The following is a 22370-nucleotide window of genomic DNA, read 5'->3' as shown; positions in this document are numbered from 1 at the left end:
ACCGAATTTACCCTTCAATAATTTGGACAATTTGTCCAAAGATCTCTTCAATTCCCCCGATTCCATTGATTCCTTGGAATTTACCTTGGGCGGCATAATATCCTGCTACTGGAGCAGTCTTTTCGCCATATTCTTGTACACGCTTACGAATCAAATCTTCATTCTGATCATCTGGTCTTCCCGAAGTTTTCCCGCGCTCCAATAAACGCTGAGTTAACTCCTCTTGATTAACTTCTAAAGAAATCATATGTTTAATAGATAACTGATGACCTGCCAATAAGGCGTCTAATGCCTCCGCTTGGGCGACGGTCCTAGGAAAACCATCAAAAATAAATCCAGAAGCGCCTTTATTCTCATTCAATTTATTTTCAATCATTCCAATCACCACTGAATCAGGTACCAAAATACCTTGATCCATCAATTTTTTTGCTTCTAGTCCTAATTCGGTACCTGCTGCAATTTCGGCACGCAGTAAATCGCCAGTAGATAAATGAATTAATCCGAATTTCTCAATCAACTTGGCCGATTGAGTTCCTTTACCTGCACCTGGAGGCCCAAATAATACAAGATTTAACATACGTATATAAGTATAGGTTGACATAAAAAATGAAGAACAAAGGTAATCAATGGCTAATGATATTGCACCATGGTACCTTATTTACCTTTAGCTAAATGACTGATAGAAAGAAATCTATATAAGATAAATGAAATTTTTTTTTGCTAATGTGCTAATCTTTAATTCGTTTACCCTAAATTGCAAGCGATTATGTCGATAAAAGCTTCCTTATTTGAGACATAATCAAATTTTCACTCAAATCTTTTACTAAATGAAAACAAATTTCTACGTAAGCAGAGTGGTCTTCTTAATGGCTTTAATGTTATCCGTTTCATGGGTAGCTTGGGGTCAGGACCGAAAAGTATCTGGTACTGTACAAGACGCTAAGGGCGATGGTATTCCAGGAGTATCCGTCTTAGTTAAAGGTACTACCACCGGTACAACAACCGATGGTACTGGAGCATTCTCCATTACCGTAAAATCAGCAAATGCTGAACTTTCTGTTAGTTCAGTTGGCTATGTAGCCAAAACTGTCCCAGTAGGGAACCGATCAAGCATCACCATCACTTTAGATGAGGATGTGAGCCAATTAAGTGAAGTAGTTGTGACGGGTTATGCCTCACAGCGTAAAAAAGACATCACAGGTGCCGTAGCGGTAGTTGGAGCGAAAGAATTAACCGCCGTACCATCAGCATCTGTTACACAAATGTTACAAGGACGTGCCTCTGGTGTGACAGTCGGAAATGACAACTCTCCAGGTGGTGGTACCATGGTGCGTGTGCGCGGATTCGGTTCCATCAACAACAACAGCCCGCTGTATGTAATTGATGGTGTTCCAACTCAAGGAACTTTGAACCAAATCAACCCAAGTGATATCGAGTCAATGCAGGTATTGAAAGATGCTTCTGCGGCTTCTATCTATGGTGCTCGTGCTGCGAATGGTGTTGTTATTATCACGACTAAGCGTGGTGGAGAAGGCGAGCCTAAAATCAACTTCGACATGTACACAGGTACACAAGATGTTGGTAAAACTTTGGATTTATTAAACACAAAAGAATTAGGTCAATACTATTACGAGTCTGAAATTGGAGCTGGAAAGCCTGCTGGAACATCTCCATCAGTTCAATATCGTTTTGCACCAGATGGTACACAAACTATCGCGGATTATATCTATCCAAACGTGTATGGTTCTTTGCCAGCTAACTATACTTATACCAACGATATCACTGATCCTAACTTAGGTAAAACAGCTTGGAACATTACTAAAGCTAACAAGGAAGGAACAGATTGGCAGCATGTAATTTTTGGACCAGCCAAAATCTCTAACTATCAGTTAGGTGCTACAGGTGGTTCTAAAAATGGAAAATATGCGATCTCTGGTTCATATTTTAGTCAAGATGGTATCTTGAAATACACTAGCTACCAACGTTATTCAGTTCGTGCTAACACAGAGTTCAAAAAAGGAAATTTAACTTTCGGTGAGAACTTCACAGTTTCTTATGATGAAAAAGTAGGAGTACCTTCAGGTAACAACAATGAATCTAACCCAATCATGTTTGCGATTCGTATCCAACCTATCATTCCAGTGTATGATATTACAGGTGGTCCAGTTGCTTTAGGTGGAACTAACTCATCTGATTTGAATGGTTTTGCTGGTTCTCGTGGATCTAACTTAGGTAATGCTCCTAACCCATTTGCTCGTCAATGGAGAGAGAAAGACAACCCAGTAAAAGGTAGCCACATTTTTGGTAACGTATTCTTAGAATATGAAATCATCAAAAACTTGAAAGCCCGTACTAGTTTAGGTTTTGAATATAACAACTACAACCAGTCGGCGTATTTCAACCGTGATATCGAAGCTGCTGAGGCTAGAAACTCGAATAGTTTAACTGTTTCTAACTCATTTGACCGTGCGGTAACTTGGTACAACACCGTAAACTACAACAAAACTATTGGAGATCACACTTTCAACGTGTTAGTAGGTACAGAAGCTGTTTCTACCTATTCATTCGGATTCAATGCTTCTCGTTCAAACTTCGCGTTTGATGATTTATCTTATCGTTATTTGAACAATGGTTCTGCAGCAGGTTTGGCTAACGCTGGATCAGGTGCTACTCAAACTGCTTTGTTCTCTCAATTTGGTAAAGTAAACTACTCTTACAAAGATTTCTTATTAGCTGACTTCACTTTACGTCGTGACGGTTCATCTCGTTTCTCTCCAGCTTACCGTTATGGTACATTCCCAGCATTCTCTGTGGGTGCTCGTTTAACGGAATTAGCTTTTATGAAAGATTTGACCTTCTTAAACGATTTAAAAGTACGTGCAGGTTGGGGTAAAACTGGTAACCAGTTAATTCCAAACGTATACAATGCTTATACCTTGTTTACTCCAGATCCAAACAACAATGCATATGATATCTCAGGTTCTGGTAGCTCTATTGCTTCAGGTTTTGATATTGCTCAGTTTGGTAACTCATTCGGACGTTGGGAAACGAACACTTCTACCAACATCGGTTTTGATGGTAGTTTGTTTAACAACAAGTTAGACATTGCATTTGACTGGTACACTCGTACTACCTCCGACATGTTAACTCAGGTGCCAATCCCTAAAACTGCTGGAACGGCTTCTATTCCTTACGTAAACATTGGTGAAGTAAACAACACGGGTATCGATATCAATATCACTTATCGTAACCAAATTGGTGATTTAAGATACTCGATTTCTGGTCAATACAGCCAATACAAAAACAACGTAGTTAAATTGAATGATGATCCTAAGGCTACTATCTTTGGATTCTCTACTCGTCTTCCAGCTATCTCCGTTACTAAAGCAGGATTGCCAATTGCTTCTTACTTTGGATATATCGTAGATGGTGTTATTAAAGATGATGCTGAAGCAGCTTCAGCTGTTCAAATCCCAGGTTACACTCGTGCGGGTGTATTCAAATTCAGAGATGTGAATGGTGATGGAAAAATCACAGCTGATGACAAAACGATCATTGGAAACCCACATCCTGACTTTACATACGGTTTGAACTTGAACTTAGGTTACAAAAACTTTGATTTGACTGTATTTGCTCAAGGTGTTCAAGGAAATGAAATTTTCAACTATTTGAAATACTGGACAGACTTCAATACCTTCCAAGGAAACCGTTCTAAGGACATGTTATACAACTCTTGGAAGAAACAAGGTGACGTAGCTTTATTGCCTCGTTTGAACTCGAATGATACCTTTAGTCAGCAAATCTCCACTTACTTCATTGAAGATGGATCTTACACTCGTATCAAGAACATTCAATTAACTTATACCGTGCCTTCAAGCGTGATTAAGAAATTGAAATTAAGTTCTTTACAAGTTTACGTTCAAGGCCAAAACTTGTTCACCTTTACTAAGTACAAAGGTTTAGATCCAGATATCAACTTGAGAACTTCAGGAAATGACAACCAAGATATCCACATGGGTATTGATGAGGGTGCATTCCCTGTAGCTAAATCATACAATGTTGGTTTAAGAGTAGGATTTTAATCTAGATATCATTTGAAAATAAATCATAAAAAAATGAAAAAGTTAATCATATTCGCATTAGTAGCGACCGTCGGACTGAGCACTTCTTGCTCGGATAGTTTCTTCGACATTCAGCCACAAGGAGCGGCTTCATTAACCTCCTTGAGCAATAAGAATGGGGTAAATGCATTATTGATTGGAGCGTACTCATTATTGGACGGTGTTGGAGCCGGAAATACGGGTCGTCAATCAACCATCTCCAATTACGTTTTTGGTGGTATCACTTCGGGTGATGCTGTAAAGGGAACTGATGCTGGTGACCAACCAGAGCAAAGTTTCATTGAGCAGTTCAACTGGTTATCTGACAATACCTATTTCTTAGGTAAATGGCAGCACACTTACGATGGGGTTGCTCGTGCTAACGAGGCCATCCTTTTAGCAAAAAGTACTGACGTAAAAGATATGACTGATGCTGAAAGAACTCAAGTAGTAGCAGAAGCTCGTTTCTTACGTGGTCACTACCACTTTGAGGGCAAAAAGATGTGGAACATGATTCCTTACATCGATGAGACTGTGTATAAGCGTGATGATCCAAACTCAACTAAAGTTCCGAATGACAAAGACATTTGGCCAAACATTGAGGCAGATTTCAAATTTGCTATGGATAACCTTCCAGCAGTTCAAGCTCAAAAAGGTCGTGCAACTAAATGGGCTGCCATGACTTATTTAGCTAAAGCTTATATGTTCCAAAAGAAATTTGCTGCAGCTAAAACATTGTTAGAAGATGTGTACAAAAACTCTGGTAAGAAGTTAGTAACTAACTACCATGATAACTACAGAAATACCACCAACAACAATTCAGAATCAATTTTTGAGGTTCAATTCTCTGTAAATGATGGTTCTAATGGTAACAATGGTAACGCAGGGGATAACTTAAACTGGCCATATTCTGCTAATGCTCCAGGACGTGGATGTTGCGGATTCTATTTACCATCTCAAAACTTGGTAAATGCATTCAAAACTACTGCTGATGGTTTACCAATGATTGGTGATAAAGCGGATGGTACAGCTGATACTTACAATTTGGTTGACCTTCCAAATGACCAAGGTATTCGTTCTGCTACTGTTGAATTCAACTTAGACAAAACAGTACCTGTAGACCCTCGTTTAGACTGGACAGTAGGTCGTCGTGGTGTTCAATTCTTAGATTGGGGCCCAATGCCAGGTTATCCTTGGATTCGTGACCAAAACTACTCTGGTCCTTATACAGGTAAAAAATGGATGTACTATTTAGCCGACGAAGGTAGCTCTACTCACTCAACTAGTAAGCGTAACGTAAACAACAACTACCGTTTATTGAAATTATCATCTGTAATTTTGTGGTTGGCTGAGTGTGAGGCTGAGTTAGGCAACTTAAGTGGTGCAGAAACATATGTCAATATGATTCGTAACCGTGCCAAGAATGGTTCTGTTCAAGATCCAACTGTTAATTATGTAGTTAATCCATATCCAACTGGTACATTTGCTGCTAAAGGTAAGGACTATGCATTAAACGCAGTTCGCATGGAAAGCCGTTTAGAATTTGCGATGGAAGGTCACCGGTTCTTCGACTTAGTTCGTTGGGGAATTGCAGGTCCTTACTTGAACAAATACATGGCTGAAGAAGCTAAAAATGGTACTGACATGACAGGAAGAACCTACAACAAGAGAGGTTATTTAGCTGGTAAGTCATTTACAACTGGTAAGAACGAATACTTCCCAATTCCAAATGATGAGATCTTAAACTCTCAGAAAGATGGAAAACCAACCTTGAAACAAAACAACTACTAGTCGTTTATTCAAGTATCAAGAAAAGTCAGGACACATGTCCTGACTTTTTTTTTGTACCTTTTTATCATTAAACAGAAGTCCCATGAAAGCAACCTTAACCTTGGCAATGCTTTGCCTTTCTTTATCGCTTTTCGCTCAAATACCTCCAGGAAAAAGTGTAATTAGCTCTCTGCATATTTATGAGTTGAAAACCAAAAAGAGCGTTGAAATCCTAAAAGAACATCGGCACTTTGAAGCTCCTAATTGGTCAGTAGATGGAAAACATCTGCTAATAAATAGTAAAGGTCTTTTAGAAAAAATCAGTCCGACTGGAGAACATTTAGGAATCCTACCCACCGGAACTGTCCAAAAATGCAACAATGATCATGGCTATAGTTTTGATGGTAAAACATTGTATATCTCCAGCTCAGACCCAACTTCGGGTATCAACGGATCCCTCATCTTTAAAGTGGGCAGTGAAGGGGGGCAACCAATCCGACTAACCAACCAAGGACCCTCCTATTGGCATGGAATATCACCCGATGGAAAGACCATGGTTTATTGTGCAGAAAGAGACAAAAACTATGATGTCTACGCCATGGATACCAATGGTGGGCCCGAGATTAGACTGACTTCCGAGGAGGGTTTAGACGACGGCCCTGAATATAGTCCCGATGGAAAATATATCTATTTCAATTCTTACCGCTCTGGAAAGATGCAAATTTGGAGAATGCGGCCTAATGGTAGCCAAGCGGAACAAATGACTTTTGATGATTATTCCACTTGGTTTGCACACATCCGCCCCAATGGAAAAGAGGCCGTGGTGATAAGTTATATTCAAGATCAAAAACAAAACCACCCTTTCGGCCATCAAGTAAAACTTCGTTTGCTTAATCTTAAAAATAAAAAAATAGAAGATTTGACAGAGGAATTTTACGGTGGACAGGGCACTATCAATGTCCCATCTTGGTCACCCGATGGCAGCAAATTTGCTTATGTTCGCTATGAACTAGAAGACAAAAAACCTTAATCATCTGTCAATTGTGTATATTTACGATGTAAATTAAGTCGATGAATTTATCACAAGCTTTTGAAAACATTGTATTAAGAAGGAGGTCAAATCGGCGATTTGACATGAACCAACCCGTACCTGATGAGGTGATTCAACGTAGCCTAGAAAGGGCTATTTTATCACCCAATAGTAGTAACATGCAACTTTGGGAGTTTTATTGGGTTCAAAGCCCCGAGGAAAAGTCCAAATACGAAAAACTCTGTTTAGGACAATCCGCAGCCAGAACCGCCTCTCATTTAGTGGTATTCGTTACTCGACAAGATCTTTGGAAAAGCCATGCTCAATGGAATATAGAAAAGATCAAAAGTTCCATTCAAGGAGAACCTAGTAAATCCGAAAAAAGGGCATTGGACTATTATCGTGTACTTATGCCACTACTGTATCGCACAGATATTTTAGGGCTAAGTACATTAATCAGAAGAGCCATAACTTTGGTGAAAGGATTTAACAACCCATTCATGCGTTTTGCTGGTTTGGCTGACCAACGTGTCATGGTTCACAAATCTTGCGCCTTGGCCGCTCAAACATTTATGCTTTCTATTGCCGCAGAAGGCTATGACACGTGCCCTATGGAGGGATTTGATTCCAAGCTAGTTAAACGTGCCTTACAACTCCCTAAAGGAGCTGAAATCACCATGATTGTCGCAGTGGGTAAAGGTACAGAGGAAGGAATATATGGAAAAAGAAATCGACTGGATTTTGATGAAGTAGTATTTAAACGCTGATTACATACAATCCACGTCAATGATGAGTTGAACTCCTTTGCAAGCAGGACCGGTCATTTGAATATCCATTTCCTCTCGTAAAGTTTCTTTAAACTTCTTTAATGCGAGCCCCTTCTCTATTTTAATCAGTATTTCCATGGCAAATTGATTCCTGATGCGCTCAATCAATGGCTTTTCAGGACCAAGCACTCTACCATGACCAAATTTATTTTGTAAAGCAGCCGCCATATGTCTAGCCGCCGTTTCTACGCGTGAAGCATCCAAATTTCGGAAAGTCAATTTAATCAAACGGCTAAAAGGTGGATAATGATAACCTTCTCTTTCCACAATTTCCTCCGCATACATGGCTTCATAATTATTATGGATAATATGCTCTAACAGTGGGTGAGTTGGCTGATTGGTTTGAATAAAAACTTTTCCCTGCTCCTCTCTTCTACCAGCTCGACCTGCCACTTGGGATATTAATTGAAAGGCACGCTCGTGTGCCCTAAAATCTGGAAAGTTAATCGCCTTGTCGGCATCAAAAATGGCCACCATGGATAAGCCTTCAAAGTCCAAGCCCTTGGCCACCATTTGAGTACCTACCAAGACATCAATATTACCTGAACTAATTTCCGATAATAAACTATTGAAAGCCGTTTTGGATCTAGTCGTATCTAAATCCATACGCCCAATTCGAGCATCAGGTAAATGCAATTGTAACTCCTCCTCCAATTTCTCCGTTCCATATCCCATAGTTTTCAAATGCGTACTTCCACAAGCCGAACAGCGTCGAAGCAATCCTTCTTTATAACCACAATAATGGCAGCGTAATTCTTGTTCCCTGGCATGAAAAGTCAAACTCACATCACATTGATGGCATGTGGCAATCCAATCGCAATCTTGACATTGAATGTAGGGAGAATAACCTCGTCGATTTTGAAATAGCAAGCTTTGTTTGCCTTTTTGGAAATTATCTTCTAAAGCCTGAATTAAATCCACCGAAAAGCCTCCCTTCATCTGCTTCATTTTCTGGGCATACTTGGTATCCAAGAGAATCATTTGTGGTAACTGCGCCTTACCAAATCGCTCTTTCAGTGTAACTAATCCATACTTACCCTCTTGGGCTTGATAATAGGATTCTATGGAAGGAGTAGCTGAGCCTAGCAAAACTTTAGCCCCTTGCTGTTTAGCCAATACCACCGCCAAATCACGTGCATGGTACCTTGGAGCTGGATCTACTTGTTTAAAAGAGGCTTCATGTTCCTCATCCACAATCACTAAACCCAAATTGGAAAAAGGTAGGAAAACTGATGAACGTACGCCTACTACCAAAGGATATTTCCCTTCCACGATGGATTTCCATACCTCCACCCGTTCATTATCTGAAAATTTGGAATGGTAAATGCCTAGTTGCTCTCCAAAAATCCGTTTTAGCCTCAGCACAATTTGGGTTGTTAAGGCTATCTCTGGTAACAAATAAAGCACCTGACTACCGTTAGCCAATGCCTCTTGGATTAATTTTATATAAATCTCGGTCTTTCCACTGCCTGTAATGCCATGTAATAATACGACATCCTTTTCTTGGAATTGCTGCAAAATGGATTGGTAGGCTGTCGTTTGAGCGGGATTCAGTTCAAAGGCAGCAGGAATAAAATCTTCTGAATCCTCCTGTCCAAATCTAGAAACAATCACTTCAAAAATCTCGAAAACACCGTTTTTAATAAGCGTCTGCAAAGAGCTTTCAGAAAGATCTGCCTGTGTAAAACTGGACTTATCCAAACCCTTTTGATTGACTTCCGGATTTCTAAGAACTGGAATAAATTGCAGGTAGTGTAAAAGCTGCGCTAATTGTTTCGGCTTGGATTCCAAAGTTTGAATAAGATCAACCAATTTTTCTTTGTTCTCATACGCTTGAGTCAAACGAATTTTACGAATCACCTTAGGGCTATAGCGATCTTTTAATTCATCAAATATCAAAACAGCCTGCTTGGCTACCATGGATTTAATGAGGTGGTAAGGACTTTTTAATTCGGCAATTTGAGCGATTTCATCGTATGATAATGAGCCTTTTTCTTGAATGGCTTGAAAAACGCATTGTTCCTTGTCATTCAAGCTAATTTCAAGAGAATAAGCTGGATTAATTTGAACCTTGGATTGACTAGAAATCTTAAGTCCGGCTGGTAGTGCTATTTGAAACACTTCCCCCGGATAACACATATAATATTCAGCCACCCAATTAAATAGGTCAATTTGCGAGGAAGTGACCAATGGCCGATCATCCAATATTTCTAAAATATATTTAGCTTGGTATTGACTAGGAGGTTGATGATGCATCCGAACTATGACAGCAGTCAATACCTTGGATGAACCGAATGGGACTACTATTCGCATACCCACTTCTACTAGTTCCGCCCAAGCTCGTGGTACTCGATAAGTAAAATTCTTTGGAATAGGTAATGGCATCAAAGCATCCACAAAAACGGTGGATTCCTCAGAAGATGACAATACGCTAGAATCGTTCATGATTGATGCAAAGAAAGGGAAAGAATCCTTTAGTGACAAAATTGAATTTAAACAAAATCAAGGTACCCACTTCAAAGTTTGAATCATGTGCATGGCGTCCTTTTTCAAAAACTGAATCACAGGTGCCAAAGAATCATTGTGTGTAGCTGTTTTCACATATACAGCGCCTCTCAAATAATGTTTAACACTATCTGTGGTATAAAATTGAAAAGACGTGGCTACTTCTCCATCCAACTCTATAATTCCAGCCTTTCTGCCCGATCGAGTCGTCATGACGTATTCCTGAATACCTCGGGCCTTTCCTTGATGTTTAGCCGCCAAGGCATAGGCATCGTCAATGAGACCCGCCAATTTCTTTTTATCTCGGTTCAAAGGCTTATATGTCAATTGAATAAAGGCATGCCATCGAGGATAATATACATATAACCAATGAGGCTCTGCCCACGAAACGGTATCAGGCATCACTTGGGCATAGCTGGAAACTTCAAAAGAAAAGGGATGACCCTTTTCTAGTTCTTGGTACTTAGCTTTAGGCAAAATAAGGCGATTATACCCTTTTGGACGGGGCAAATCAGCTTTTTCTTCTTGGTCCTTTTCAGTACAAGAGAGCAGCATACTTCCCACCAAACAAACGAATAACCAAAATCGCATACAGGAATTATTGAATTTCGTCCAATGAATGATACTTCAAAATTGGATCTTGAATAATATGGTATAATTTCTCCCTCAACATGGGCACATCCTCTAAGCTTAGTCCTTTCGTAATAATGGGTGGATGAATTTCGGCCCGAATCACCCCCGGTCGAATCATCATAGGTTTATCAGAGAAAATCTCATAATTATTATACAAACTAATTGGCACCAAAGGTATTTGTTGCTGTATTGCCATGATTAAAGCCCCGTCTTTCAAAGGTTTAGACATGTAAGGATACCTTTTGGATACAATTCCGCCTTCAGGAAAAATAGCAATGCTTCTACCAGTTTGCAAGGCTCGCATGGCTTTGGCCAGTGAACCTGCTCTACTGGCATTGTCAGAACGATTTACTAAGATATTCAAACGAGCATACATGTAGCCAAACAAAGGCAATTTCCCCAAAGAACTTTTACCTACAAAAGCAGTATAATGCTCCAATAAATAAACGATCACCGGAATATCTAAAAAAGAAAAATGGTTGGCACAAAACACATAATTCTGATTGATATCAGGCTCAAAGTGGCGTTTCACATCAAAGCGAATAAAGCAAAAAAAGAAAAAGATTTTAGACCAAACACGTACTAATTTAGCCGCATATTTACGCCAAGTAATTTTTTGAAGAAGAATGAAAATGAAGGGATAAAAAAGCAAGAAAATAGCTAAGAACCAAAACATGGACCAAAGTGTGAATAGCCCTAGGTGAGGCTTAGAAAGAAACATATTCTTTTTTTTCATGCTTTAAACACCCAATTAAACATTAGGAGGTGGTTATTCAACCACCCCTAATTGCACAGTATTGGTTTTCTTACCCGAATGGGCAGGAATAGACAAGGTGGTCACGAAAACATCACCTGAGGATAATAATTGATCTTGTTTTAACTTATCCACCATAGCAGCCACCGTTTTTTCAGCACTATCAGCTGATGGATCATAAAAGAAAACTTTAACTCCCCATAAAAGACCCATGGTAGACATTAACTGTTTATCGGAAGTGAAAACGTATAAATCTGCTTTTGGTCGGTGAGCAGATAAACGAAAAGCCGTATGTCCAGAATTTGTAATACAAAGAATAGCCTTAGCTTTAGCATCACGAGCAAGGCGACAAGCTCCTGCTATCAAACGATCAGTCAAAGCTACTTCTTTAGAACCCTGGGCTAAAGCATGGTTTTTAAAATAAATAGCTACTTCATCTCCTTTCACTACGGAAATAGCATTTTGCTGCTGCTCTACTATCTCATGGATATGCGCCATCGTTTCAACAGCCTTGATAGGATATGAACCAGATGCTGATTCTCCACTTAACATGGTAGCTGAAGCTCCTTGAAGCACAGCGTTGGCTACGTCAGATGTTTCCGCACGAGTAGGAACAGGATTTTGAATCATTGATTCTAGCATTTGAGTAGCTACAATAACAGGTTTACCAGCGGCAGTACATTTTTCAACCATTACCTTTTGTAAGTAAGGTACCACTGCTCCATCCATCTCTACACCCAAATCTCCACGAGCTACCATAATACCATCGGTAGCTTCAATAATCTCATCTAAATTCTCAATTGCCTCTGGCTTTTCAATTTTCGCTATCACGCGAGTATTCTTTCCATAAGCTCTGATTTTTTCTTTGATATCAATTATGTCGGAAGCTTTACGCACAAAAGATAAAGCAACCCAATCCACACCATGATCTAGGCCAAAATATAAATCTGCCTCATCTTTCGGTGTTAAACAAGGTAAGGAAACCTTAGTTCCAGGTAAATTGATGCCTTTTTTTGACTTTAATGTCCCACCATAAACCACTTCTGTAAGTACTTCCTTTTTGACTTTATCGATAGCAAGAACCTTAACCTCTAAATTACCATCATCCATCAAAATCCTCTCTCCCACATTTACATCCAAATACATGGAGGTATAGGTTGTGCCTACTTTTTCAGATGTACCCAGCAAATTTTCATCCATAGCAAAGATGAGTTGTTTACCTGGCTCTAATAAAACTCCATTATTTTCGACCATTTGAGTCCTAATTTTAGGACCTTGCAAATCTTGAAGGATACATAAATTCAATCCTAGTTCTTCACTGATGGAACGAATCGTTTTCAATCGTTGCAAATGATCCTCATGTGTTCCATGAGAAAAATTTAAACGAAATACATTTACACCAGCTTTGGCTAATTGGATTAAGGCTTCTCTTGATTCAGATACTGGACCTACTGTGGCAACTATTTTTGTCTTGCGTTGATACGACATATATGCTTAATTATTCAATTTACCCTGCAAGTTACAGTTTAGTCATCAAAAAATTGAATAATTAAGTTAAATCATATCCAAAATTCCTAGTAATCAAACTAATCCAAAGAATAAACCAATTTATCAGCCACAAAAAGACGTAAATCAAATTGAAACCTTACAGGTGAACTATATTTATAACTCTTAATGACTGAGCAAAAGGTTATGGGTGCCCCCATATCTTTCAATACTTCGATATAAGCCCCCAGCTGCCGAGGAGATATTTGTAAATGAGCAGCCAAATTGGCCGCAGATCCTGTTGATTCATGCTGGATTAAGCGATGAATTCGGTGTAATCGTTCTAATTGTTTAAGACATTGCATAGTGGAAAGGTTTTTTCCCACAATTTCATACATGCCTGATAAAACAAAAATGGTTTCACTGATAATTCTTTTACGTTATCAGTTAACTGAAAAAAAAGAGGAAGCAAATGCTTCCTCTTCAATAAAAAAACTACAACTGGGAAATTAATTCTCCCACATATCATGCTCCATCTCCAATAATTTATGCTCTAACTGTTGGGACATTAATAGACCCTCACGATCTGAGCTGTAGATGTCAGTTAAGAACTTATTCTCTGCATTACCTTTTTTAATAATTCTAGCTTGAAACATTCTCAAATCAAAGGCATCTGCCATATTTTTATGCTGCGTCTCATTTTCAGAATTATACCAAATGCAATTCGGATTACTTCTGAACAATTTGTACACATCTTTGTAACGGAATGATGCTACTGGCTTATCAAATCCTGCCTTGGTTTTAGATGCTGGAATGATCAAAGTCAACGCTTGAATATCAAAATACAACCTAGATCTCTGACGATCGATAATGGCATCTTCCTTAATTTCAATGATAGAAAGTTCCTTTGGAAAAAAGTAAGAATCTAAATTAGCCACTGGCTTAGCGTCAAAATCATCATTTTTCTTAGCAGCGGTGCCTGGTTTGTTTGTTGTCCCCCAACCATCATCTTCTGCCGCAGCTTTTTTGTCAGAACCCTCAGCCCCAAAACCTGCTGCTTTTTCTGCTTCAGAAAGACTCCCCTCTCCAATTGAATCATCCATACGTAATTTTTCCTTAAACTGAGCTACCGTTAATTTGGTAATCAGGGAATCATTCACGTAAGGGGTTAGAATGCCGGCCTCTACCCATTCAACCAAAAATTTAGAAATTTCATTATTGACTGAAAAAAATGGTTGGTTTATTTTTTCATTCAAATCCATTCTACGCCATAAACGAGCCTTATAATGAATATTTGCAGGGTCTATAGGACGCACTGAATTCAATTTAGATTCATCTAAAGGCTTTTCTTGAGCCGTGGCAGCAAAGCCACTCACTAAAGAAAATACTACCAAAAACAATTGTTTTAACGATTTCATAAACAGGGTTTTCCTAATCACTCAAAGGAATATTTTTAACCATAGAAATAGGTATGGTTTCAATAGAACCTTTAAAATTCTTTCTTTGAACTTCTTTTACTTCAATGTAATAGCGATCACCAGGCTGTGCCTGAGCGGCTAACTTAGCTATTGACCCAGAACCAGGCAAATTAGCTATTTCGTCAATTTTTCTTTGACCACGCACTAAAGCAACATACACACTGGCTACACGGTAGTTAGCATCATCTGGATTTGTTGCTTTAAAGGACTCATCAGCTATAGCTCTTGCATCTAAAGTTCTTAAACCTGATGCACTGGTACCTCTTTTCTCGTTTAACTCGCCACCATTTCCAAAAATACGCACCTCTGGTCTTGGAACACGTCGAACTTTAAAGGTTTCTTTTCCTAACAAAGTACCCCCATTATTGACATTTAATGTGATGGTCGCTGAGGATGGAACAATGGTAACCTTTCCTCTATTTTGACCTGGAATTACCTCTCCTCCTTCCGCTGTAAACTGTGGATTCCACAAAGCTCCCAATCCAGGACTCACCACACTAAGACGATTGGCACAGCCTAAATAAAGTGCTGGCAAGGTAGCTGTCTCAATATTATAGGTAGGCTTTAAAACAAAATACTCTTTTTGAATAGACTCTGTCTTAGGACCAGCAGGGCTCATGTAAGATACTGTGGCAGTATAAGTCTTTTTAGAAAGGCCATTAGCATCATATCCTCCACCCGATGTCTTAAACTTAATCTGGCCACGACCATCCACTACCGGAATAGAGGCGCCATTTAAGCTCATACGTGGGGTAAATCCAGAGGAAGTAGCAGCAATAAACACTTCTGCTTGATATTCCATACCAGCTACTACCGTGTTAGCATTAGCAGATACTTGCGCAAATACTTTATCGAACTTAATTTCTTTCGCTCCTACTTTAGCAGCCAATTGACTTAATACTTCCGTCTCATAACGTCTAATTTCCGCCTGCTTTTGGCTTAAAGTGGCCAAGGCTGCAGGAACTGGTGTATTCTCAAAGTTCAACTCTGCAAAATCTTTATTAGACTGAGCCGCATCACGACTAGCTACCGGATCATCCTTGGCAGCTAAGGCCAAAGAAGGGAATTTGGTCCCTGGATCAGCAATCTTTTGCAGTTTGCTTACATAATCATCAAACATAGGAATTAATGTGTAGGCCTCTCCTTTAGAGTTTGCTCCAACCATTAATTCAAATACCTTCTCCTCTTCCTTTGGATTCTTGATGGTACCCGTCTCTGGATCAATGCCTCCGCCCGCTTCAATTACCTTAGATTTAATGCCATCGATGTGATTGACTAAGGCATCGGCTAATTTACGGACCTCGCCAGCTTTTCTTAAAACATCTACATAAGCCGCTGGATTAGGAAGATCCTTAATTCTATCCTCAATTCCAGAAACCATACTTTTGTTTTTAGAACTGGCCGACTGGTTGGCTATCTCCAAACTGTTATTTAACAAGGTAAACTTCTGTAATAAGGCATCACTAACCTGCAATGCTAACAGGGCGGTGAGTACCAAATACATCATCCCGATCATTTTCTGCCGGGGGGTCTCTTTTAAACTTGCCATATATTTATGATATCAAAGCGCTAAAGTGGAAAAATTAGCCTTTCATAGCCGTTAACATACTACCATATACCTGATTCAATGATTGAATATTGGCATTCAATTTCGCCAACTCAGCTTTAAACAATTCAGCATCTTTTTGAGTAGCCGCCATTTGCTCAACAGTTAAATTAACATTGCCATAATAACTATTAATGGCTTTCAAATGCTTAGTAGCTTCCTGAATCTCTGACTCATAAATGGAATTTAAGGTGGCTAGCTGATCTCCTGCCTTAGCATATTGCTGAGCATATTTAGCAGCCTCAGAAGAAGAAACCGATATAGCACCCAAGGAATTAGCCGCTTCAGACACCGATTTATTCAATGTACTCAAAGACTCAGATGAAGAAGATAATGATTTTACAAAATCTTGCGTTGCAACTGTAGCCTTGGAAATGTCTTGTAAACTGTTAGCAGTTTCCGTTAAACCTTTTAAACTCTTTGTCAAACCTTCTACCACATCAGGACCCAATCCTTTTAGATTAGATAAGGCATCAACTCCAGCCGTAGATGTTGGTCTAGATGCAGGAGCTCCTCCAACCAATTCTGGATAAACTCTTTCCCATTCATAGGTTTTCTCTGGCTTAGCTTGCAAGTACAATACTCCAAATAAAATAAAAATGGCAGCTTCAGTGAACATACCTATCATCAACATTTCGTTGGCACCGTTCCAGTGTACAATTTTAAATAAGGCTCCTACAATTACAACTGCTGCACCAAAACTAGCAATGACATTGATTGATTTTTCCATGTTAAAAAGATTCTATTATAAATTCAGTAAAGGAATATGATTAATTTTGTTTAGGACGACCTAAATAACGCATCATACATCTAAATCCAATATATGAACGCTTATTTTGTTCCAATTCATAAGCTCTGGTACCTGTCTCCAAGTAATAGGCAATATCCTTCCAAGAACCTCCACGAGTCACTTTTCTTGGCTCATCTGCATCTTTATTCACAGTATTTAAGTCCCAAGTGACCGCTACCGCGTTATCTGCATAGGCATCTTCACACCACTCTGCTACATTACCAGCCATATTGTATAAACCAAAATCATTCGGATCATAGGCATTTGCAGGAGCAGTATATGAATACCCATCCGCATCATAATTACCGCGATGAGGTTTAAAATTAGCTAAAAGACAACCTTTGGCATTGGAAATATAAGGGTTACCCCATGGATATTTGGCAGAAGCTCTTCCTCCACGTGCCGCCCACTCCCACTCAGACTCTGATGGCAACTCAAATCTTGGCAATATAAATTGACCTTGCTTTCTACGATAATCATTCATCAACTTGCTTCTCCATAAACAAAAATACTTAGAAGCAACCCAGCTAACACCCACTACTGGGTATTGATCAAATGCTGGACTTGAGAAATAGTATTCTGTCATGGGATCACCGTTGTGATAAGTGAAATCACGCTTCCAAACTGTAGTATCCGGATAGTATTCGGACATGATTTTATCCTCCCCTAAAACAGAAACAGAATCCTTTAATAAAGCATAAGTAAACTGCCGATACTCATGGTTGGTAATTTCTGTATCGTCCATGTAGAAGGCAGCCACCGTCACACGCTTGTTAAAATTCACACCAGCACGAGATACTTCTTCATCCGCCTGACCCATCATATAACTACCTGATGGCACCAAAACCATACCATATGGAGTTGGTTGAGACCATCCCTTGCGCGTAGTAGCAACAATCTCTCCGTTTTGTACACCTGGAACTTCTTTACCAGCTTTTCCTATTCCCAAGATCCCTTTTCCTGAGGAGCCTTTTTTACTACTTAATGTCTTAGACCCACCTGAATTTTTGGAACCGCAACTGTTTAATACAACAGCCATTGCCAAAATGGAAAGCCCCCATATTAATCTCTTTTCAACAAATTGAAAATTCATAAAAGCAAATTAAAATTACTGTTTGTTAACGTAAGCCGGCATTAAAAATTGTTTTTACTCCAATTAATCCTACTTACACTCATTCAAATTCCCCAAATTTAAAGCATTTTCTAGGAATATTTCAGTAAAAGTACAAAATTTTATACCTTATTTTTAATCCTATAAAATCTTAAACCTAGGTGTTCTAACTGGCAATCCCTTGATTCCATTGGGTTGAAATGATGGCAACTGAAACCGAACAAATATTTCATGTGTCAATGGTGCCTTAACCGCTGCTTGCACCACTGATACATCCAATGAATATCCAATATCTAATTTTTGTCTAAGTAAGGATAGTCCAGCCATGGCTATGGCCGCATCGTTTAATCGGAACGAACCTCCTGCCCAAAACATATCTTTAAAGCCTAATCTAGAGCCTAGCTCTGGTAAAAATCTACCTGAATAATACCTAAGCTGCCCAAATGGCATAACTGAAAAATTCTCGGAAAGCGCTAATTCTGCCGACCCATTAACCGCCGCTATCAATGGAACAGCTAAATTCCCCTGCGGTGTATCCATCGTAAACTTAGGTGAAGTGATATGGTCTGCAGACAATCCCACTTGCCAGTTATCCTTAGAATATATTATCCCAGCACCTACATCAAACTGATTTTGACTGATCACTTTTCCAGACAATTGACTGGCAATGGGATCATTATCATCACGGATTCGGTAAACACGTCCATCGAAAGATTTCCCTTGCAATCCTCCCCTGATACCCATAGACAAAATGGCTTCACCAATAGCATAATGATAGGCCACCTGCAACTTCATACCTTGTTGGCCGACACCAGATGGAGTTTTGTCAGACATCACTATCAGGCCAACACCCAAATTCATTTTACTAATAGGAAGCGATACTGCTAATAACTGAGTTCCTAAGTTACCCGGCCCTTCTACTGTGGCCTCATATTGTGTCCATTGATTACGGTAATGCAATTGGGCAAATGATGCCCCTCTTAAGCCCGAATTGGCAGGGTTTTGATTTATCGAATTCAAATGAAACATACTCAAGCCAGGATCCTGTTGAGCATATATATTTAGCCCTCCTAATAGCCATACTATGCAGAAACACAGAACTGTGAAAGCAGGAACCGAAGCTAGGTGCTTTTGGAAGCGCATATTCAATTTTTAGCTTGTTAGGCAATTAGATGGCTAAAAATAAGCAATATTTTCAAATGAGAAAATTCCCAAGCACATATTAATAAAAAAGCCCCGAATCGGGGCTTTAAATTTTAGGCATTCGCCTGCTTGATGTAATGCTCTAAGGCACCCGTCATAGAAGGTGCATTGGGTAGTGGCGCTTGAATATCTAAGAGTAAGCCGGCATCGGTTACAGCCTGGGCTGTTGTAGAACCAAATGCCGCTATACGTGTATTATTTTGCTTAAAATCAGGAAAGTTCTCGAACAATGAAGTAATACCCGATGGACTAAAAAATGCAATCACATCATAAAACACTTCTTCGAGATCAGATAGGTCAGCAGATACGGTTTCATACATCACTGCCTCCGTCAATTGGAAATCATTGGTACCCATGTAATCCGGCAAATCTTTTTGACGCTTGTTGGAACATGGGAATAAGAATTTCTCAGATTTATGCTTTTTAATAATTTCCAATAAATCTAAAGCCGTCTTAGTACCAGTAAAGACCTTCCTTTTTCTTATCACAATGTATTTCTGAAGGTAATTAGCCGTTTGCTCTGTAATACAGAAATACTTCATATCAGAAGGAACTTCAATTTTTGCCTCCTTACAGATTCTAAAGAAGTGATCTATCGCATTGCGACTCGTGAAAATGATAGCCGTATGCTCCAGAATATTGATCTTCTGCTTTCTGAAATCTTTAAAGGCAATACCACGAACCTCAATAAATGGGCGAAAATCGACTTTAACTCCATATTTTTTCTCTATTTCAAAATAAGGAGATTTAGCATCCGTAGGAGCTGCTTGAGTAACCAAAATACTTTTAACTTTTTTCAACCGCTTGATATCCGGTGTAGCAACGTTAGCTAATTCACTCATAAATCAAATTTGTATTAACTCAACAATCTAGAATAGTCAATTTTATGTGGCAAATATACAAAAAAATCTTGAAAATCACTCTCTTAAGTCTAGGTGTATTGTGGAAATATCAATTCCTTAACACCAAATAAAATAACTATGGCTTCTGTGATTATCAAATACGCATACAAAGATAACTTATTGACTGATAGTGTTTTATTAAAGACCTGAATAAAATAAACAAAGCGAATGAGCAAATAGGCATTTAATAAATATGAGACAATTTCCATATCAATAGAATAGGCTGGCCCTTGGTAGACAGCATACAACCCAATCCCAGAAAAAACTAAGATAAAGAATTGAATATTCGTCTGAATCGATTTAAAAAAATGAAAATTGGCCACATCTCTTAGCTTAAATAAATTGGCAAAAAGATGAAAAATAAAATATTGAGTAATAAACAAGAAGTAGGCCAACAAGGTGCGAGAAAAGATAAACCACAAAGAAGGAAGCAAGGTGTTATAATTTTCCTCGTTCACAAAAAAGGCATCACCAGCGCGGTATTTGATCCCATTGTAAAATGCCATTAATGAGATCAATAGGCTCAAAATAAATAAGACATATAAATTGGCCAAAGCAAAGGGGCTTTTGACTATGGCATTTTCTCTCGTTTCCCAATTTATCCAATCAATAAAACGAAAATACACTTGAAAATACCTAGTGAATCCCGCATACAATAAACCCAAAAAGGCTAGCAAGGTCAAAAATGCCAAAGTGAAAAAATTAGTAAACACGGCTGGTATTCTATTTAAGAATAATTGTACCTCCCTATTTTGAGCAATCACTTGATCGAAGCGCTTTTCTATACTCAGATCAGCTGGCAAACCTTCCAGGGTGCTACTATAAAAAGTGGCTATGACTTGATCTTTTTGATGTTCACGAAGTAAACTATCCAAAGAAAATCTGACCAATATACCTTTCTCCAGTTTCCTCTGAAAGGCCCCATCAACAAATAAATGGTAAGTTTCTTTCGGTTTGATGGTCAAATAACCCTGGTAATAGTCTCGATTATTCAACAAAATTGACTTGGAATGATATGCGTAATGTTGGCTTGGAATATACGGCAAAAAGCTGTTCCATGAAGACTGATACACCAGCCATTCTTTTTCAATGGCATGCATGGGCTTCCATACTGCCGCCTTTGAATGGGAATTCTGCCATAAAACACATACGATAAGGCACAAAAAAAATCTGCTCCACCGTGGCACGAATGCAAAATATGAAACAGATTTTTTACTAAAAGGAAGCATCCCTTAGATATATTACTTGGCTGAAAGAGCCTTCAACATGGTTTCACCAATATCTGCTGGCGAATAAACCACATGAATGCCGCACTCTTGCATAATTTTCATTTTAGCTTCCGCTGTATCGTCAGCCCCTCCTATAATGGCTCCTGCATGACCCATACGTCGCCCCTTAGGTGCTGTCTGACCTGCGATAAACCCAACTACTGGCTTTCTATTTCCATCGGCTTTAATCCAACGTGCAGCTTCTGCCTCCATACCCCCACCAATCTCGCCAATCATCACGATACCTTCAGTTTCTGGATCATTCATCAGTAATTCAACCGCCTCTTTCGTAGTAGTTCCAATGATGGGATCTCCTCCGATACCTATGGCAGTAGTTTGACCTAAACCGGCTTTGGTTAACTGATCAACCGCCTCATAAGTCAATGTTCCTGATTTGGACACAATACCCACTTTTCCCTTCTTAAAAATAAACCCTGGCATAATGCCTACCTTGCATTCATCTGCAGTCATAACCCCTGGACAGTTAGGACCAATCAAACGGCAGTCTTTAGTAGAAATATACTCCTTCGCTACAATCATATCTTTCGTAGGAATACCTTCTGTAATACAAATAATCACCTTGATTCCTGCATCAGCAGCTTCCATAATAGCATCTGCTGCAAAAGCAGGAGGAACAAAAATAATGGACGTATCTGCACCAGCTTTTGCTACTGCCTCTGCCACTGTGTTGAATATAGGACGATCTAAATGCGTTCCACCACCTTTACCTGGAGTAACACCGCCTACCACATTGGTTCCGTAAGCAATCATTTGCTCGGCATGAAAACTTCCTTCCGTACCTGTAAAACCCTGAACTATAATCTTGGAATTTTTATTTACTAAAACACTCATTTTGTCTGGTTTAATTATTCTAAGGCGAAAAAATTTTCCCAAAGGTACAAATTATT

General features: G+C 39.1%; 18 protein-coding genes. 4 read left to right on the top strand and 14 right to left on the bottom strand.

The window, feature by feature from the left end:
• Nucleotides 1–7 precede the first annotated feature (7 nt).
• Complete coding sequence (locus ESB04_RS06315) at nucleotides 8–577, bottom strand: adenylate kinase (RefSeq protein WP_129026881.1); 570 nt, start codon at nucleotides 575–577, stop codon at nucleotides 8–10.
• A gap of 250 nt (nucleotides 578–827) precedes the next feature.
• Here ESB04_RS06315 and ESB04_RS06310 point away from each other — a divergent pair, with 250 nt between their 5' ends.
• The 4 genes from ESB04_RS06310 (at nucleotide 828) to ESB04_RS06295 (ending at nucleotide 7667) form a co-directional block, all read left to right on the top strand.
• Nucleotides 828–4082, top strand: a complete 3255-nt coding sequence (locus ESB04_RS06310) for a SusC/RagA family TonB-linked outer membrane protein (RefSeq protein WP_129026880.1) — start codon at nucleotides 828–830, stop codon at nucleotides 4080–4082.
• Between the two features lie 33 nt (nucleotides 4083–4115).
• Nucleotides 4116–5891, top strand: a complete 1776-nt coding sequence (locus ESB04_RS06305) for a RagB/SusD family nutrient uptake outer membrane protein (protein ID WP_129026879.1) — start codon at nucleotides 4116–4118, stop codon at nucleotides 5889–5891.
• A gap of 82 nt (nucleotides 5892–5973) precedes the next feature.
• The gene (locus ESB04_RS06300; protein WP_129026878.1) at nucleotides 5974–6900 is read left to right on the top strand and encodes a TolB family protein; all 927 of its coding nucleotides are present in this window, start codon (nucleotides 5974–5976) and stop codon (nucleotides 6898–6900) included.
• Between the two features lie 41 nt (nucleotides 6901–6941).
• Entirely contained in the window at nucleotides 6942–7667 is a 726-nt protein-coding gene (locus tag ESB04_RS06295; RefSeq protein WP_129026877.1) for a nitroreductase family protein, read from the top strand.
• Here ESB04_RS06295 and priA read toward each other — a convergent pair whose 3' ends face one another.
• From priA to sucD, 13 genes are all read right to left on the bottom strand, one after another.
• Nucleotides 7668–10172, bottom strand: a complete 2505-nt coding sequence (priA, locus tag ESB04_RS06290; RefSeq protein WP_129026876.1) for a replication restart helicase PriA — start codon at nucleotides 10170–10172, stop codon at nucleotides 7668–7670.
• 57 nt (nucleotides 10173–10229) lie between these two features.
• Nucleotides 10230–10823, bottom strand: coding sequence for a gliding motility lipoprotein GldD (gldD, locus tag ESB04_RS06285; protein WP_235832186.1), 594 nt, complete (start codon nucleotides 10821–10823; stop codon nucleotides 10230–10232).
• Between the two features lie 7 nt (nucleotides 10824–10830).
• Nucleotides 10831–11601, bottom strand: a complete 771-nt coding sequence (locus ESB04_RS06280; protein WP_129026875.1) for a lysophospholipid acyltransferase family protein — start codon at nucleotides 11599–11601, stop codon at nucleotides 10831–10833.
• Between the two features lie 33 nt (nucleotides 11602–11634).
• Nucleotides 11635–13107, bottom strand: a complete 1473-nt coding sequence (pyk, locus tag ESB04_RS06275) for a pyruvate kinase (RefSeq protein ID WP_129026874.1) — start codon at nucleotides 13105–13107, stop codon at nucleotides 11635–11637.
• A gap of 98 nt (nucleotides 13108–13205) precedes the next feature.
• Nucleotides 13206–13469 (bottom strand): HTH domain-containing protein, encoded by a 264-nt coding sequence (locus tag ESB04_RS06270; protein WP_164969607.1) that lies wholly within the window; start codon nucleotides 13467–13469, stop codon nucleotides 13206–13208.
• 144 nt (nucleotides 13470–13613) lie between these two features.
• The gene (gene porN / locus ESB04_RS06265) at nucleotides 13614–14522 is read right to left on the bottom strand and encodes a type IX secretion system ring subunit PorN/GldN (RefSeq protein ID WP_129026872.1); all 909 of its coding nucleotides are present in this window, start codon (nucleotides 14520–14522) and stop codon (nucleotides 13614–13616) included.
• Between the two features lie 13 nt (nucleotides 14523–14535).
• Nucleotides 14536–16131, bottom strand: a complete 1596-nt coding sequence (gene porM / locus ESB04_RS06260; protein ID WP_129026871.1) for a type IX secretion system motor protein PorM/GldM — start codon at nucleotides 16129–16131, stop codon at nucleotides 14536–14538.
• Nucleotides 16132–16165: 34 nt separating this feature from the next.
• Nucleotides 16166–16918 carry a type IX secretion system motor protein PorL/GldL gene (gene porL, locus ESB04_RS06255; RefSeq protein WP_129026870.1) on the bottom strand — a complete coding sequence of 251 codons (753 nt, stop codon included), beginning with the start codon at nucleotides 16916–16918 and terminating at the stop codon, nucleotides 16166–16168.
• A gap of 40 nt (nucleotides 16919–16958) precedes the next feature.
• Nucleotides 16959–18071: a T9SS ring complex lipoprotein PorK/GldK gene (porK, locus tag ESB04_RS06250; RefSeq protein WP_129026869.1), complete on the bottom strand. Its 1113-nt coding sequence runs from the start codon at nucleotides 18069–18071 to the stop codon at nucleotides 16959–16961.
• Between the two features lie 159 nt (nucleotides 18072–18230).
• Nucleotides 18231–19232: a PorP/SprF family type IX secretion system membrane protein gene (locus tag ESB04_RS06245; RefSeq protein WP_129026868.1), complete on the bottom strand. Its 1002-nt coding sequence runs from the start codon at nucleotides 19230–19232 to the stop codon at nucleotides 18231–18233.
• A 113-nt stretch (nucleotides 19233–19345) separates the two neighbouring features.
• Nucleotides 19346–20134: a uroporphyrinogen-III synthase gene (locus ESB04_RS06240; protein ID WP_129026867.1), complete on the bottom strand. Its 789-nt coding sequence runs from the start codon at nucleotides 20132–20134 to the stop codon at nucleotides 19346–19348.
• An 89-nt stretch (nucleotides 20135–20223) separates the two neighbouring features.
• Nucleotides 20224–21357 carry a hypothetical protein gene (locus ESB04_RS06235; protein ID WP_129026866.1) on the bottom strand — a complete coding sequence of 378 codons (1134 nt, stop codon included), beginning with the start codon at nucleotides 21355–21357 and terminating at the stop codon, nucleotides 20224–20226.
• A 78-nt stretch (nucleotides 21358–21435) separates the two neighbouring features.
• Nucleotides 21436–22314: a succinate--CoA ligase subunit alpha gene (sucD, locus tag ESB04_RS06230; protein WP_129026865.1), complete on the bottom strand. Its 879-nt coding sequence runs from the start codon at nucleotides 22312–22314 to the stop codon at nucleotides 21436–21438.
• Between the last annotated feature and the right edge of the window lie 56 nt (nucleotides 22315–22370).

The sequence above is a fragment of the Aquirufa rosea genome (assembly GCF_004118285.1).
Classification (GTDB): domain Bacteria; phylum Bacteroidota; class Bacteroidia; order Cytophagales; family Spirosomataceae; genus Aquirufa; species Aquirufa rosea.
Note: the sequence above shows the minus strand (reverse complement) of the source record. Positions and strands in the feature narration are given on the sequence as shown.